Origin of the sequence: Bartonella sp. AA81SXKL (genome assembly GCF_042196945.1) — a bacterium.
GTDB lineage: Bacteria > Pseudomonadota > Alphaproteobacteria > Rhizobiales > Rhizobiaceae > Bartonella.
In genome coordinates, this window is sequence record NZ_JBHIRH010000016.1 from 26,324 (window position 1) to 41,529 (window position 15,206).

The following is a 15,206-nucleotide window of genomic DNA, read 5'->3' on the forward strand; positions in this document are numbered from 1 at the left end:
GGATACAAAGGATGCGCTGTCCTTACTGCCAATATGAGGATACACAGGTCAAAGACTCACGTCCAGCAGAAGAGGGGGCAGTGATTCGCCGCCGCCGTGTGTGTTCCGTTTGTGGTGGTCGTTTTACAACTTTTGAACGTGTTCAGTTGCGTGAGCTCTTGGTTGCTAAAAAAAGTGGACGATGTGAACTCTTCGATCGTGATAAGTTAATGCGATCAGTTGATGTGGCTGTACGTAAGCGCAATATTGATTCTGATCATATTGAACGAGCAATTTCTGGCATTGTACGCCAGCTTGAAAGTTTGGGAGAACCAGAGATTGCTTCAGAAAAAATTGGGCATCTTGTGATGGAAGCATTGAAAAGAATTGATGATATTGCTTATATTCGTTTTGCTTCTGTGTATCGAGATTTTCGTAATGCAAGCGATTTTCACGATGTTATAGATGAATTGTCAAAGGGTATCGCGGATACAGAATCTCGTTTTGATGAATAAAAAAGTGCAAGATGAACGGTTTATGGCTGCAGCTATTCGTTTAGCAGAACGTCATGTCGGTCTTACAGGTGAGAATCCTTCCGTTGGTACGTTAATTGTGCGAAACGATAATGGTGCTGTGGGGGCTTTTATTGTTGGCTATGGCGTAACAGCTATTCATGGGAGTCCTCATGCGGAAGTGCAAGCTTTACACATGGCAGGTTCTTTGGCTCAAGGAGCGACTGCTTATGTTACTTTAGAACCTTGTGCGCATTATGGAAAAACTTCGCCGTGTGTGAATGCGCTTATTGATTCAGGTGTTTCTCGAGTTGTTGTTGCGCTGACTGATTGTGACAAGCGTGTTGATGGTCATGGTATTGCTCTTTTGCGAGCAGCGGGTATTGAAGTGGTTGAGGGCATTTTAGCTGAAGAGGCTTTTGAATCCTTATGGACGCATTGGTGCATAAGGAAGATACAACGCTGTGCGGTCACTTTTAAAATGGCAATTTCTGCCGATAATGGTGTTGGAAAAAGAGAGAAGGGCAGCGTAAAAATTAGTGGAACACTTTCTCATGCTCATACGCATATTCTACGTGCTCAAAATAATGCTATCCTCGTTGGTATTGGTACTATATTAGCAGATGATCCACAACTCAATTGCCGCTTGCCAGGGATGGAAATGCGCTCACCAATTCGTATTATTTTGGATGCAGATTTATCTATCCCCCTTGATGCAAAAGTTGTCCAAACAGCCATAAAAATTCCTACATGGGTTATTTGTGATGTGGATCTTTCAAAGAAAAGCAAAAAAAATGCATTGGAGCAATATGGTGTGTCTGTTTATTCGGTCGAGATGAACAATGGTTGTGTAGAACCCTTTGCTCTTTTACAGATGCTTTATAAACATGGGATTAATAGTGTTTTATTGGAAGGGGGCGTCAAGACAGGGGAAAAATTTTTGAATGCTGGTTGTGTTGATCATTTGATATGTTTTCATACCCCTATTGTTTTAGGCAAAAATCGTATTGAAGCCCCTCATTTTGGAAATTATCTCTCGCAGTTTCATGAGATTGAGACAAGAATGTTTGGAAATGACCGTTTTTATAAGTGGAGACGTAAGACATTATGTTCACAGGAATTATAACGGATATTGGTTGTGTTGAAGATGTTCAACCTTTAAAGCAGGGGATGCGTTTAAAGATTTCTACCCGCTATGCTATAGAAAGCTTAGCAATTGGCGCGTCAATTGCTTGTTCAGGAATTTGTCTGACAATTGTAGAGCGAGGATTAAAGCAAGAAGATACCAATTGGTTTGTTGTTGAGGCGTGGGAAGAAACATTACGTTTAACGAATCTTGCACAATGGATAAAAGGAACTTTTGTTAATTTGGAACGTTCGCTTCGATTGGGTGATGAAATGGGAGGACATTTAGTTTCTGGTCATATTGATGGTTTGGCTGAAATCATTGATCAAAAAAATGAAGGGGATGCAATTCGTTTTTATTTAAAAGTTTCAAGACAATTTATGCCTTTCATTGTTAATAAGGGATCTATTGCACTTAATGGGACATCTTTGACTGTTAATGGTGTTGAGGATTGTGTTTTTGATGTTCTTATTATTCGCCATACACTTGAAATGACAACGTGGGGACAAGCTAAAATTGGAGATCGGGTCAATTTGGAAATTGATCAACTTGCTCGTTATGCTGCAAAACTTTTTGCTTTAAAAAGAGAAGATGAATAAGCCAACACTCTATTGATCGTTTTCAGAATTTTATGCTTTATAACTTTGATTTTTTTGATTCGTTTTTTGTGGAATTCCATTATGATGAAAGAGATAGGTAAAAAGCCTCACGTATTGATTGTTGAGGCACGTTTTTATGAGGGGATTTCTGATGCACTTTTGAGAGGTGCAGTGAATACTTTGCAAAAAGCTGAAGCAAGTTATGATGTTGTAACGGTTCCTGGAGCATTAGAAATACCAAGTGCAATAGCTTTTGCTGAACAAAACAAGATATCGTATGATGGTTATGTTGCTCTTGGTTGTGTTATTCGAGGTGAAACATATCACTTTGAAATTGTTGCTAATGATTCTTGTCGTGCATTGATGGATTTAACTGTTCATCAGCACTTGGCTATTGGAAATGGTATTTTGACTGTTGAAAACGAAGAACAAGCATGGGTGCGTGCAAAATTAGATGACAAAAATAAAGGTGGTTTTGCGGCTGAAGCTGCTTTATGTATGATCGCTCTAAAAAAGAGATTTGGAGATAATCGTTAAATATGGCTGATATAAAAAGCAGACATTTTCCGCGTTCAGCCAATAAACGTGGAGCAGCAAGACTCGCTGCAGTTCAAGCACTCTATCAAATGGATATCGTGGGTTCGGGGGTGATGGAAACGGCAGCTGAGTATGAGGCTTATCGTTTGGGAAAAGATATTGATGGAGATCAATATCTTGAAGCTGATTTTCAGTGGTTTTTGGCTATTATAACGGGTGTTGTAAAAGATCAAAAGCAGCTTGATCCGCTGCTTCATCAACAGCTTTCTGCAGAGTGGTCTCTTTCACGTCTTGATTCTATATTGCGAGCAATTTTACGAGCAGGTTTATGGGAGTTGATCAACCGTAAAGATGTTCCCGTTGCGGTTGTCATGAATGAGTATGTTGACATAGCAAAGGCGTTTTTTGAAGGTGATGAGCCAAAACTTGTTAATGCAGTTCTTGACAGTATGGCAAAAAAAGTTCGCCTCTAAGAGTTACACCCCCCCCCTATTATAGATCTGATATTATCAGACCTATAATATTGAAACGGTATGCAGACTATATAATTTAGTTATGGGGTGGCAAATTCGCAGGGCCTTTTATAATTTGAATTAAGAAAGGATGTTCTTTCGTTACAGTTGGCGTTGTTTGTGTAATAAAATCAAATACTTGACCGTCTTGTAATCCGTAATTTGCAACTTTTGTAACCTGATTATTTTTACTGAAGTAAATGGCTAAAACTTTGCGATCAATAATCTTTGTTTTCATAAACTGCATCCCACGATAACGTGTCTGTGAGATGTAATAAAAAACTTCATTATCATATTTTGTTTTTAATGAAGGGGTTCCTAAAGTTAAAAGAACTTGCTCTTGACTTGAGCCAATAGAGATAGAACTTAGAGCATTTTTATCAAGAACATAGCCCTCTCTATAAATTTGGCTCGAACCTGAAGAATCAAGAAGGCTACACCCAGCAAGCATTCCTATGCTTGCTGTTGATAGACCAATCAATAATTTACGTTTGATTAAGGCTATTATGTGAGGCATTTGAAACAATGGTATCTCCTTTTTATACTGAGATGTAGGACAAGAAGGCAACCTCAAGTTTTTTCTAATTTTAACTTAATCTACCGTAGCTTACACTGAGTTTCCCTGTTATAAAGCAAATTATGCCATATAGAATTTCTTTAGAAAAGAAAAAAATGCATAAATACTTGAGATAAATAAAAACATAGTGCTTTACGCGTTTTTATGTTTGGGAGTTGTCAATGAATGTTCAAAATGTTCCTCAAATGACATTTGCTTTGGCTTATCCAGTATCTGTACGTTCTCTACCTGCTAAAGGTATAAGGGTTCATTTTTGTGCAAACAAAAAAGAATGTACACATTTAGCCCAGAACCATGATTTAATTGAAGTAAAATCTTGTGAGGGAAAATTCCATATTTTCCCGTGGAAAAAACGCGGAGTGCGTATAAAAGGTCTGTTGCAAGCGCGTATACTACAGTTATGTGTTGTTACATTGGAACCATTAGAAAATATCCTTTGTGAAAATATTGAGGTTGTTTTTGTTCCTGAAGATTCAAATTTGATGAAGCCCCAAATATCAGAGGATACAGGGGAATTGTTTTTAGATGTGGGGGGGCTTGATACTCCTGAAGTGTTTTATGATGATAAAATTGATATTGGCGCAATCATGGAAGAGTTTTTTGAGTTGTCTATTAATCATTATCCACGTAAAGAAGGGATAAAGATGAATATGGATGAAAATTTAGAAGAAGCAGAGCGAAAATTCTCTCCATTTTCTGTTTTGAAAAATTGGAAGTGATTGTAGAAACATACAAAAAATATCTATTGTATGCTAAACGGTATTTTCTGCGGAGCGATTTTCGCAAGATGTGCTGTGTGAGTATTCAGGAGCCAAAAATCATAATATGTATTTAAAGATGTAAATGAAAAGATGTGGGATATGCAAGCGTGATTAGAATTTCTGTGGATGTCATGGGCGGTGATTACGGTCCAGAAGCAGCTATTGCAGGAGCAGCAATTGTACAAAAATATTTATCAAATATTTATTTTCTATTTTATGGAGTAGAGGAGGCTGTTCGTCCGGTTTTAAAAAAATATCCCTGTTTGGATTCTGTATCGCGCTTTTGCCCTACAGAAAGTTATACACGCATGGATGAAAAGCCAAGCCAAGCACTTCGTAATGGACGTGGTAAATCATCAATGTGGTACGCCATTGAAGCGGTAAAAAATGGTGAAGCTGATGCTTGCATTTCTGCTGGTAATACGGGTGCACTCATGGCCATGTCTTATTTTTGTTTGAAAATGCTTGCAGAGGCTGAACGTCCTGGTATTGCGGGTATCTGGCCAACACTGCGCAGTGAGAGTATTGTTTTAGATATTGGAGCAACAATTGGTGCCTCTGCTAGTCAGTTGGTTGATTTGGCGGTTATGGGAGCAGGTATGTTTCGCGCTTTATATCACACTGAAAGACCAAGTGTTGGGCTTTTAAATGTGGGGGTAGAAGAGGTTAAAGGACTTTATGAAATAAAAAAAGCAGGAATGATATTGCGTGAAGTGCAATTAGAAGGATTGGAATATAAAGGATTTGTTGAGGGCAATGACATTGGAAAAGGAACAGTCGATGTTGTTGTAACAGAGGGGTTTTCTGGTAATATTGCTTTAAAAACCGCAGAAGGAACCGCGCGACAGATAGGAGAGATTTTAAACTCTGCAATGCGCAGTTCTTTTTTAACATCTCTTGGTTATTTTTTATCGCGGGGTGCTTTTCGTATACTGAAACATAAAATGGATCCTGATAGGGTGAATGGAGGAGTGCTTTTAGGTTTGAATGGTGTTGTTATAAAAAGTCATGGCAGTGCTAATGCTAATGGCTTTGCTTCTGCTATCCGCGTTGGTTATGAGATGGTTAATAACGGACTTTTACAAAAAATAACGGCTGATTTACGGCGATTTCATGAAAATAAAGAAACACTTTTTGACCAAGAAGATGAAGCAGTGATGAATGGAGAGTCCTTATGATAAGCTCTTATAATAGAAATGAAAAATTTGAAGAAAAGGTAAGAGCTGAATGATTCGGTCAATTATACGTGGTGTAGGAAGTGCTTTGCCGAAAAGAAGTTTATCAAATGAAGAGATTGCAAAGTTTGTTGAAACGTCAGATTCATGGATTGTTCAGCGTACAGGAATACGCCAACGTTATATTGCCAGTGAAAATGAAACAACTGTTTCTTTAGGAGTTGAGGCTGCGCAAGCAGCACTTACAAATGCTGGTTTAACAATAAAAGACATCGATTGTATTATTTTAGCAACGTCCACCCCGAATCGTACTTTTCCTGCTTCTGCTGTTGAAATTCAGCATGCTTTGGGAATGAGCCATGGATTTGCTTTTGATATTCAAGCTGTTTGCTCTGGTTTTATTTTTGCTTTAACAACAGGAGATTCTTATTTACGGTGTGGGGGAGCTAAAAGAATTTTAGTTATTGGATCCGATACATTTTCTCGAATTTTAGATTGGGAAGATCGTACGACATGTGTATTGTTTGGTGATGGTGCTGGTGCTGTTATTTTGGAAGCACTAGAAACTGAGGGGGGTATTGCTTTTGAGCGTGGTATATTGTCTGCGAAATTGCGTTCTAATGGTGCTTATATAGATAAGCTATATGTTGATGGTGGACCTTCAACAACACAAACGACAGGCTATTTGCGTATGGAAGGACGAGAAGTTTTTAAATATGCTGTTGGTATGATAACGGATGTGGTTGATGATTGTTTTGCAGCTGCAGGTATGGATTCTTCACAACTAGATTGGTTTGTACCTCATCAGGCTAATAAGCGCATTATTGAAGCATCTGCTAAAAAGCTGGGAATTTCACTAGATAAAGTTGTGATTACCGTTGATCAACATGGTAATACGTCTGCTGCATCAGTTCCGTTGGCTTTAACAACAGCTGTTTGCGATGGAAAAATAAAAGAAGGAGATCTTATCATGTTAGAAGCCATGGGAGGTGGATTTACATGGGGAGCAATTCTTATTCGTTGGTAAATTATGGCTACTTGACCATATTTCAAGAAAACGTATAAGTCATTTTGTAATTTTTAATATTTTAATAGGTGGTTATAATGACAAGTAAGACAGTAACGCGTGCAGATTTAGCGAGCGTAGTTTGTAAAAGAGTGGGCTTGTCACATACTGAATCAGCAGCTTTAGTCGAATTGGTTTTGGATGAGATTTGCAACTCACTTATAAGAGGTGAAGCGGTTAAATTATCTTCTTTTGCAACTTTTCAGGTTCGCAGTAAAAATGAACGTGTTGGACGCAATCCAAAAACAGGTGTTGAAGCACCGATTCCGCCGCGACGTGTTGTGACGTTTAAGGCTGCCAATGTCCTTAAACAGAGAATTTTAGATTCGCATCGTGCAAAACAGAAAAAATGATATCTCATAAATAAATGCCATGGTATGTTTGGTATTTGTTAAAGAAATGTATAAAATAAGGGTCTTTATTTTTTAGAAAAAGACTGGTGAGTAAGGTATCAATGATGGTCTTATTTTTGACTAATCTTGTTGAGAAATTGAGACAGAATGAGTCATTGTGAAGTAATTTATTTTGTTTTAAATAAGGTGTTACAAAATGGATAAAAGCTCTGATGCTTTTCGCACAATTAGCGAAGTAGCGGAGTTATTGGAGCTTCCGCAGCATGTCTTAAGATTTTGGGAAACACGTTTTAGGCAGATTAAACCAATGAAACGTGGGGGAGGAAGGCGCTATTATCGTCCGGTCGATGTTGATTTGCTCAATGGTATTAAGCAGTTACTATATGATCAGGGTTATACGATAAAAGGTGTGCAACGCCTTTTGAAAGAAAATGGTGTTGCTTTTGTGACTGCATTGGGTAATGGTGATCTTGATGCTATGAATGTGGTCATAGAGAAGAAACATGCAGGACAAACTTCTGAAAATGCTAGCAATAAGCCTAAGAAATCTTCTTTTGGGCTTTTGAGTTTCATGAGAAATGAGGGAGAAACATCTGTCGGTTCTGTGAATCTTTACAAAGATAAAACTGATAAAGCATTGTTACAAGAAATTCTGTTTGAACTCATTGAATGTAAGCGTGTTCTTGATAGAGCACGATAATAATATTTTTTTATTTTATATGTGTTTTGTAGATATTTAGATGTTTTATGGATGTGCCCAGAATTTTATACGTTCAGCGAGTAGTCATATATCGTATGTGTATATTTAACGAGTTTTTTATAAGAGTTTTTCATTTGGTAAAACATGAAGAAGAGAAAGAATAAACGCTGAGTTTTGCCATTTTTTTTGATTTGGCTTTATAAAAATTAAGGCAATATCTCATCAGTGTAGATTGCGGGATGTAGAATGCCATTAGCTTACCAATTCATGTGCTTGTTTTAAAGAGATGTTTCTTAAGGCTTCTTAATCTTATTTTATCATAATGCCTCGTGAATGATTAATGGTAAACTCGTTGAGTACCGCTATTTTTATACTTATGAAGGTTCAAGTCGGCATCATCATTATAGTTATAGCCTGTTCTCAATGACTGCAACAATTCTTAGCACTTTAGGCGGTTCATTGTAGGCATTTTAAAAGTCCTTTCTCAATAATTTTTATCCATACACTCATTCCGCTTGTTTCGTGCAAGCAAATGATTTTGATAGATTCAACATAAACATATTAAAAATAAGAGAAGCCTATGATATTCGAAACCTTATTTAATATGAATAACGATATATTATCATTATAAATCAATATCTTGTCCTTTTTTATAAGGGCTTATCTTACGAATAAGAAATATCATTGTTCAGCTAATTTTACATATTTTTTATTAATAAATATAATCTTGTTTTCAGTTTTCTTGCTTGATGTTTCTATAATTATTGTAATGATCTATCCATGATAGTAGCAGAATCTTTTCATTATAAAGGTAAAAGATTAATGTTATTATTAATATTCAATTGTCTATGATTTTTGCATTTAAACAGCTCATAGCTTACATTCAACTTTTTCACCAATCCACCTTGTAGAGAGAGAGCACGTTACTCTTTCTGATGATAGGTCATTGTGCATGAAACAAAAACACACTACAATATCAAATTATTTCATTTTGTACAAAAACTGAAGATTTATAGTAAAAAATTAACGTATTACCATCTTCTGTGATATTATGCATTTATGACACGTTGCAAATCTGGAGGTGTTGCTTCATTTGAGAGTTGTTTAATCACATCTTCTACAGATAAAAGGGTTTGATTTGTACTTCCTAAGCGGCGTATATTTACGCTGTTTGTTTCAGCTTCACGTTTGCCACATACCAAAATTACGGGGACTTTTTGTAAAGAATGTTCTCGTATTTTATAGTTAATTTTTTCATTGCGGAGATCTATTGTTGCGGAAAGCCCAACAGCTTTAAGTTTTGCTGTTATTTTTTGGGCATATTCATTTGCTTCGGATGTAATTGTTACAACAACAATTTGTTCAGGAGCAAGCCAAAGTGGCATATGTCCAGCAAAATTTTCGATTAATATACCAAGAAAACGCTCCATTGATCCCAAAATAGCACGGTGGATCATAACAGGTTGACGTTTTTCTGAATCTTTATCAATATAGAATGCACCAAAACGTTCAGGGAGATTAAAGTCTATTTGTGTTGTTCCACATTGCCATTCACGACCGATAGCATCCTTTAATGTATATTCAAATTTTGGACCATAAAATGCTCCTTCACCTGGAAGGATGCTTGTTTTGATTTGTCCTGCAAATTTTGTTTCAATCGTTTTAAGGACAGATTCCATGATACTTTCTGCATGATCCCATAATGCATCAGATCCAACTCGTTTTTCTGGACGTGTTGAAAGCTTAAGACTAATTTCTTTAAAACCAAAATCAGCATAAGTTGATAAAATAAGATCATTAATACTGAGACATTCATCGGCTAATTGTTCATCAGTACAAAAAATATGCGCATCATCTTGTGTAAAACCACGCACACGCATAAGACCATGTAAAGAGCCTGAAGGCTCATAACGATGAACAAGTCCAAATTCAGCAAGTCTAATAGGCAAATCACGATAAGATTTTAAACCATGTTTAAAAATTTGCACATGACCAGGGCAATTCATTGGTTTAAGGGCATAAACATTCCCATGATCTGAATCTTCTGCTGCTGAAATTACTTTGAACATATTCTCCTTATACCAACCCCAATGGCCAGATATTTCCCAGAGTGACCTATCGAGAACTTGTGGTGCATTAACTTCAGCATATTGATGATCATCAAGGCGTCTACGCATATAGCTGATCAAATTTTGGAACATTTTCCAACCTTTTTTGTGCCAAAAAATCATTCCTGGCCCTTCTTCTTGAAAGTGAAATAAGTCCATTTCACGTCCCAAGCGGCGATGATCACGTTTTTCAGCTTCTTCTAGCATATGGAGGTAGGCTTTTAAGTCATTTTCATTTGCAAATGCTGTTCCATAAATTCTCGTGAGCATTGGATTATTGGCATCGCCACGCCAATAAGCTCCTGCAACTTTCATTAATTTGAAAGCATTCCCAATTTGCCCTGTAGATTGCATGTGCGGTCCGCGACAAAGATCAAACCACTCCCCTTGATAATAGATTTTTAAATCTTGATTTTCAGGAATGCTATCAATAAGTTCAACTTTATAAAATTCTTTTTTCTCAGAAAAAACTTTTCTTGCTTTTTCACGAGACCAAATTTCTTTTCTAAAAGGTTTATTGCGTTGGATAATTTCACGCATTTTCTGTTCAATGACGGTGAGATCATCTAATGTAAAAGGTTGTTGGCGTGCAAAATCATAATAGAATCCATTCTCAATGACAGGACCTATTGTTACTTGCGTTTCAGGAAAGAGCTCTTGCACTGCTTCAGCAAGGACATGGGCGCAATCATGCCTTATGAGCTCAAGAGCGCGTGAATCTTCTCGGGTAATAATCTCTACTTGACCAGATTGTCCCAATGGATCCGATAAGTCTCGCGTGATACCATCAAGACTATAGGCGACTGCTTTTTTTGCAAGTGATTTAGAAATAGATTCTGCTAATTCCAAGCCTGTCATTTCGGCGGGGTAATTACGTTTTGAACCATCGGGAAAAAAAAGAGAAATAGAGCAAGACATAAAAACACCCTTTTAATCCAATTCCGCTAACGATTGCGGATGGTTTCGTGAAAATTGAGTAAAAAGCTTATAGACTAATTTTTTTATCAATACATGTGAAAAAAGAAAAGGATTATTTGTTGTGTTTGTCAGAAATTTTCCAGTAACACCAAGGTTTATAAAAACAGCAAGAATTTCCAAGCGATGGAGGGACTGGATCAAAGCCATCTGTTCCAAAGGGTCCACAACGCATGATACGAAAGAGTCCCATCCATGCACCAGCCCAAAGCCCATGGCGTGCAATCGCTTCATATGTATATTCTGAACAAGTCGGGGCATGGCGGCACTGATTACCTATAAGGCTCGAAAGTGTTATTTGATAGAAACGTATTAAGAAAACACCCAATAATCGTCCGGGTGTTTTTTGCCAAGTGCCTGTGTAATTCCGAGTCAACTTTTTTTGTCTAGATTGTGATTTGAACATTTATTTTTCTTCAATTTTTTGAATGCAGTCTATCGTTGCATCAAAGGGTAGTAGTGTTGCTGCATGGCGCACTTTATAGTCTTTAATGGGCTGTAAGCAAGAAAAATCCTCAAATGGAGCTTGAGGAGAAGGACCATTTTGCGTTAGCATTTGGTAGATAACTTCACGCAATATTTTAAGATCTTGAGTTGTTTGTCCGATGATATGAGATGCTAAAAGTGAAGCTGAAGCTTGCCCTAGCACACATGCATGTATTTCGTGAGCAAAATCGGTAATAATACCATTTTCCACTTTTAAATCTACAGTGATTGTCGAACCACAAAGGTGTGCATGTTTTCTTGATGTTGCATCAGGATTATTAAGACGCCCAATTTTGCCTATATGTGCAGCATATTTAAGTATTTTATCATTATAGATATTATCAATCATGCGCTATTGCCTGAAATTTTGAGAGTCGTGATTGTTTAAACTTTTAATTCGCTTATATAGAGATTATACAAAATGAGATAGGTATGGAGCAAATGCTTTGTATAGAGTAAGCTTGGAGTTTTTGAATGCGTAATGTTGTTAAAGAAGACACAAATTTATCTGAAGAAAAGCGTCCGAGTATTGAAGAGGTGGAAGAGGCGATTCGTACATTACTCTTATGGATAGGGGAAAATCCAAATAGAGAAGGGCTTTTAGATACTCCAAAACGTATAGCCAAGGCATATCGCGAGCTTTTTAATGGTTATAGTCAATCGATTAAAGAAACCTTAGGTACAGTTTTTGAAGAGGTTTCAGGATACAATGAAGCCGTAATCGTAAAGAATATACCTTTTTATTCACACTGTGAGCATCACATGATCCCAATTATTGGGAAAGCACATATAGCATATCTTCCTAATGCAAAAATTGTTGGTCTTTCAAAAATTGTACGTGTTGTAGATATTTTTTCTCGTCGTTTACAAACTCAAGAAGCTATGACAGCGCAAGTGGCTCACGCGTTAAAAACGTATCTGAAGCCTCATGGTGTAGCAGTATTGATTGAGGCTGAGCACATGTGTATGGCTATGAGAGGAATCCAAAAACAGGGCTCTACAACAATTACAAAAAACTTTCATGGTTATTATGAAAAAGATCAAGCGGCACAAGCACATTTTATGATGATGGTTCAAAGGTCATAGTAAAGCCCATATTTCTCGTAATCTTTATTAAGTTATAAAGCATCCGGATAAAATAAATTATGAGAAAAAGAAAATTGGCTTGTACCTTTCTTTATGATTTGTTAAAGGCTAAAAACCAAGATTTTTTCTTTCCACGTGCGGTCGTGGCGGAATTGGTAGACGCGCAGCGTTGAGGTCGCTGTGGGGCAACCCGTGGAAGTTCGAGTCTTCTCGACCGCACCAGTTAGCAGTGAGTCTCTCCATAATGAGATGAAGTTATGTTAGAGAGAGGGGATTTATAGGCATTATAGAAAAATCTTTTTTGTATGTTATTTGTTGGTGTGTTGCCAATAATGTTTCGTTTTTATTACTTTATCTATGCATTTGAAATGTTATATTTTTATAAGGTGGGGTGAAGTTGCAGTGAGAAGTATAATGATTCTGAGATATTTAACACTTCTTATTTGTATTTCTTTATTATCAGCGTGTAGTGATTCACGTGCTGTACTTTGGCATGGGGTGCATGCAACACCTTCTATGACTGCCGTAGAAAGGGAAGTTGAAGGGAAACCAGTTTCTCCAAAAGCCATCGTTCCAGTGTATGTTGCAACGAGTCGTATGATGCAAAATAATTACGCTCAACCTTATGGTGCAGAGCGATCAAATAAAGTTCATTATAATCGTGTTGACGTAGGAATTCCTCAGCAACATGTAAAGGGAGTTGTTGAAATAAATGCCTATAAACCTACGCATGATAAGTATTTTGCAGCAGTAGCATTGCAAAAATACGATAATAAAGAACAGTTTAAACAGCGATTAAATGCTGCTTTAGCAAAAAAGCCAAAAGGAAAAAGAGAAATTTTTCTTTTTATCCATGGGTATAATAATAATTTTGCAGATGGTACATTTCGTACAGCACAGTTTACACACGATTATTCTTTAAATGTTGTCGCTGTGCATTATTCTTGGCCTTCGGCCGGATCAGTTCCTCTTTATATTTATGATCGTGACAGTGCTAATTTTGCCCGTGACGGATTGATAGAGCTTTTAACACTTATTAGTGAAACCAATGCTGATCAAATTTCGGTTATTGCACATTCTATGGGCAATTTTGTTATAATGGAAGCATTTAGAACGTTAGCGTTACAGGGAAAATATAGGCCTATTCGTCGTATTACAAGTTTATTAATGGCTGCACCAGATATTGATGTTGATGTATTTGAGCGCCAACTTAATGATATAAAAAAACTCCCGCAGCCAACCGCTATTTTAGTATCCAGAGCGGATAAAGCTCTTGCGGTTTCAGGACGTCTTACGGGTGGACATCATCGTGTGGGCGATGGCTCAGATATTGAAATGTTGCGTAAAAATGGAATAGCTGTTCTTGATTTCTCTCATGTGGATGGGGGGGCACACAATGTCTTTGCATCTTCGCCAACATTGATGGCTCTTTCTCGAGAAGGTTCTTTGGCTTCCACAATTATGCAAGGTACAGAATTGTCACCTAGTCAAGCCCTTCTTGCTGATGGTAGTAGTGTGTTGGAAAAAACAACACATCTTATCCTTTATACACCTGTACGTTTTCTCTCTCCACGGATTCCACGTTGATCGTGAAAAGAGAGAAGAGGCTCCATCGAATAATGTATTGGAGGTAATATTTTTTAGCACTTTCTTTAGAATGGTCTTGTAAAATGAAAAATAAATGGCGGGATGAATGTAAAAAACAGTCATTAGGTGAGTTTGTGATGATTGCACGGAAACGCTATGTTAATACGCCTACAGTTGTTGATTATTTATCTCATTCCGCAATTAAGTTATTAGACATTCATGCTATGCTTGTGAAGGTGAGAAAAGGTGATATGGGGGAAAAACCAAATTTATTGCGTCAAATTGATTCTACAAAAAAACAGTTAGATGAGATAAGCCATGCTCTTATTTTAGAATATCGTAAACGCCAAGAAAATGAGCGTTTTTTAAAACAAATTCTGCTATCCATTTCCGATCAACTTTTTGCACTTAATAATGGTTTTAAGGAAACAGGACGTCTTTTTTTTCAAGAAGTTAGAATACTTCAGTCTCAGATGCAATGTTTGTATGAGGGAAAGGAGAGGCTGCATTTGTTGAATAGCCAAGAATCTTTTTGTTCTCCATCAAAGATTGATGAAGTCATTAAACAGTTACAAAAAGCACGAGAAAAGCTTATTCTTGAAAGCCCACATCTCTTTGAAAAAAGCACAAAAGCTAAACAATGAAAGTTCTTTAGTTGAGCAGATTGATAATTTGAATTTTACAGCAAAAACGCTGTTAGATAGAAGGCTATAACCTTTTTAAAGAAAAGAATTTGCTTTAATAAATGAAACGCATGTATTTTATAATCTCACTCTTTATTGCATTAAAGCTTTAGAAGACTTTGGTTATATCTTTGCTAAAGTTAAGGCTGATGAATTAGGTGGCTTTATTGAAAATAAATGTTTGTGGAAAGAATTTTACAAAAAACTTTCTGATTCTTTTAATAATAGCCCGCCGGATAATTTTACCAATGTTATGAAGTTGTTAGTGTATTCATTAGGCAAATAAAAAGCAAGTAAAATAAAATATTTATGTCTAATATAAGGGAATAGGTGAATCTTGATTCTATTGAGTTTTTTTGCCTCTATCCCTCATCTTTTTGAAGC

At 36.8% G+C, this 15,206-nt stretch carries 17 protein-coding genes and 1 tRNA gene; 14 read left to right on the forward strand and 4 right to left on the reverse strand.

Annotated features, from left to right (window positions below; all coding sequences use genetic code 11):
- Positions 1–11 precede the first annotated feature (11 nt).
- The 5 genes from nrdR (at position 12) to nusB (ending at position 3,226) form a co-directional block, all read left to right on the forward strand.
- Positions 12–494 carry a transcriptional regulator NrdR gene (gene nrdR, locus ACFINZ_RS07590; protein ID WP_375701288.1) on the forward strand — a complete coding sequence of 161 codons (483 nt, stop codon included), beginning with the start codon at positions 12–14 and terminating at the stop codon, positions 492–494.
- Positions 487–1,617, forward strand: a complete 1,131-nt coding sequence (gene ribD, locus ACFINZ_RS07595) for a bifunctional diaminohydroxyphosphoribosylaminopyrimidine deaminase/5-amino-6-(5-phosphoribosylamino)uracil reductase RibD (protein WP_375633148.1) — start codon at positions 487–489, stop codon at positions 1,615–1,617. The genes nrdR and ribD overlap by 8 nt, the downstream gene beginning before the upstream one ends.
- Positions 1,599–2,216 carry a riboflavin synthase gene (locus tag ACFINZ_RS07600; protein WP_375633147.1) on the forward strand — a complete coding sequence of 206 codons (618 nt, stop codon included), beginning with the start codon at positions 1,599–1,601 and terminating at the stop codon, positions 2,214–2,216. Before ribD ends, ACFINZ_RS07600 begins: the two co-directional genes overlap by 19 nt.
- 81 nt (positions 2,217–2,297) lie before the next feature.
- Entirely contained in the window at positions 2,298–2,753 is a 456-nt protein-coding gene (locus ACFINZ_RS07605; protein ID WP_375611572.1) for a 6,7-dimethyl-8-ribityllumazine synthase, read from the forward strand.
- Between the two features lie 2 nt (positions 2,754–2,755).
- The gene (gene nusB, locus ACFINZ_RS07610) at positions 2,756–3,226 is read left to right on the forward strand and encodes a transcription antitermination factor NusB (protein WP_015856452.1); all 471 of its coding nucleotides are present in this window, start codon (positions 2,756–2,758) and stop codon (positions 3,224–3,226) included.
- Between the two features lie 76 nt (positions 3,227–3,302).
- On the opposite strand, the gene ACFINZ_RS07615 is transcribed toward nusB, so the two are convergent.
- The gene (locus tag ACFINZ_RS07615) at positions 3,303–3,782 is read right to left on the reverse strand and encodes an outer membrane protein assembly factor BamE (RefSeq protein WP_375672070.1); all 480 of its coding nucleotides are present in this window, start codon (positions 3,780–3,782) and stop codon (positions 3,303–3,305) included.
- A 221-nt stretch (positions 3,783–4,003) separates the two neighbouring features.
- Between ACFINZ_RS07615 and ACFINZ_RS07620 the strand changes: the two genes are divergently transcribed.
- From ACFINZ_RS07620 to ACFINZ_RS07640, 5 genes are all read left to right on the forward strand, one after another.
- Positions 4,004–4,561 (forward strand): DUF177 domain-containing protein, encoded by a 558-nt coding sequence (locus ACFINZ_RS07620; protein WP_375672068.1) that lies wholly within the window; start codon positions 4,004–4,006, stop codon positions 4,559–4,561.
- A gap of 149 nt (positions 4,562–4,710) precedes the next feature.
- Positions 4,711–5,781 carry a phosphate acyltransferase PlsX gene (plsX, locus tag ACFINZ_RS07625; protein ID WP_375651249.1) on the forward strand — a complete coding sequence of 357 codons (1,071 nt, stop codon included), beginning with the start codon at positions 4,711–4,713 and terminating at the stop codon, positions 5,779–5,781.
- Between the two features lie 49 nt (positions 5,782–5,830).
- Positions 5,831–6,805 carry a beta-ketoacyl-ACP synthase III gene (locus ACFINZ_RS07630; protein ID WP_375611575.1) on the forward strand — a complete coding sequence of 325 codons (975 nt, stop codon included), beginning with the start codon at positions 5,831–5,833 and terminating at the stop codon, positions 6,803–6,805.
- Positions 6,806–6,882: 77 nt separating this feature from the next.
- Positions 6,883–7,197 (forward strand): integration host factor subunit alpha, encoded by a 315-nt coding sequence (locus tag ACFINZ_RS07635; protein ID WP_375611576.1) that lies wholly within the window; start codon positions 6,883–6,885, stop codon positions 7,195–7,197.
- 196 nt (positions 7,198–7,393) lie between these two features.
- Positions 7,394–7,897 (forward strand): MerR family transcriptional regulator, encoded by a 504-nt coding sequence (locus tag ACFINZ_RS07640; protein WP_375607116.1) that lies wholly within the window; start codon positions 7,394–7,396, stop codon positions 7,895–7,897.
- A 1,049-nt stretch (positions 7,898–8,946) separates the two neighbouring features.
- On the opposite strand, the gene thrS is transcribed toward ACFINZ_RS07640, so the two are convergent.
- The 3 genes from thrS to ACFINZ_RS07655 all read right to left on the reverse strand — a co-directional run bounded on the left by thrS (position 8,947) and on the right by ACFINZ_RS07655 (position 11,815).
- On the reverse strand, positions 8,947–10,923 hold the full coding sequence (thrS, locus tag ACFINZ_RS07645; RefSeq protein WP_375684144.1) for a threonine--tRNA ligase: 1,977 nt from the start codon (positions 10,921–10,923) through the stop codon (positions 8,947–8,949).
- 112 nt (positions 10,924–11,035) lie between these two features.
- Positions 11,036–11,386 carry a membrane protein insertion efficiency factor YidD gene (gene yidD, locus ACFINZ_RS07650; protein ID WP_375633141.1) on the reverse strand — a complete coding sequence of 117 codons (351 nt, stop codon included), beginning with the start codon at positions 11,384–11,386 and terminating at the stop codon, positions 11,036–11,038.
- Positions 11,387–11,815, reverse strand: a complete 429-nt coding sequence (locus ACFINZ_RS07655) for an iron-sulfur cluster assembly scaffold protein (protein WP_375679302.1) — start codon at positions 11,813–11,815, stop codon at positions 11,387–11,389.
- 125 nt (positions 11,816–11,940) lie between these two features.
- On the opposite strand from ACFINZ_RS07655, the gene folE reads away from it, so the two are divergent.
- From folE to ACFINZ_RS07675, 4 genes are all read left to right on the forward strand, one after another.
- Positions 11,941–12,552 (forward strand): GTP cyclohydrolase I FolE, encoded by a 612-nt coding sequence (gene folE / locus ACFINZ_RS07660; RefSeq protein WP_375680591.1) that lies wholly within the window; start codon positions 11,941–11,943, stop codon positions 12,550–12,552.
- Between the two features lie 137 nt (positions 12,553–12,689).
- Positions 12,690–12,774, forward strand: a tRNA-Leu gene (locus ACFINZ_RS07665).
- Positions 12,775–12,966: 192 nt separating this feature from the next.
- A complete protein-coding gene (locus ACFINZ_RS07670) occupies positions 12,967–14,139 on the forward strand; it encodes an alpha/beta hydrolase (protein WP_375618498.1) in 1,173 nt (390 codons plus the stop codon).
- 137 nt (positions 14,140–14,276) lie between these two features.
- On the forward strand, positions 14,277–14,783 hold the full coding sequence (locus ACFINZ_RS07675) for a hypothetical protein (RefSeq protein WP_015856440.1): 507 nt from the start codon (positions 14,277–14,279) through the stop codon (positions 14,781–14,783).
- Positions 14,784–15,206 lie beyond the last annotated feature (423 nt).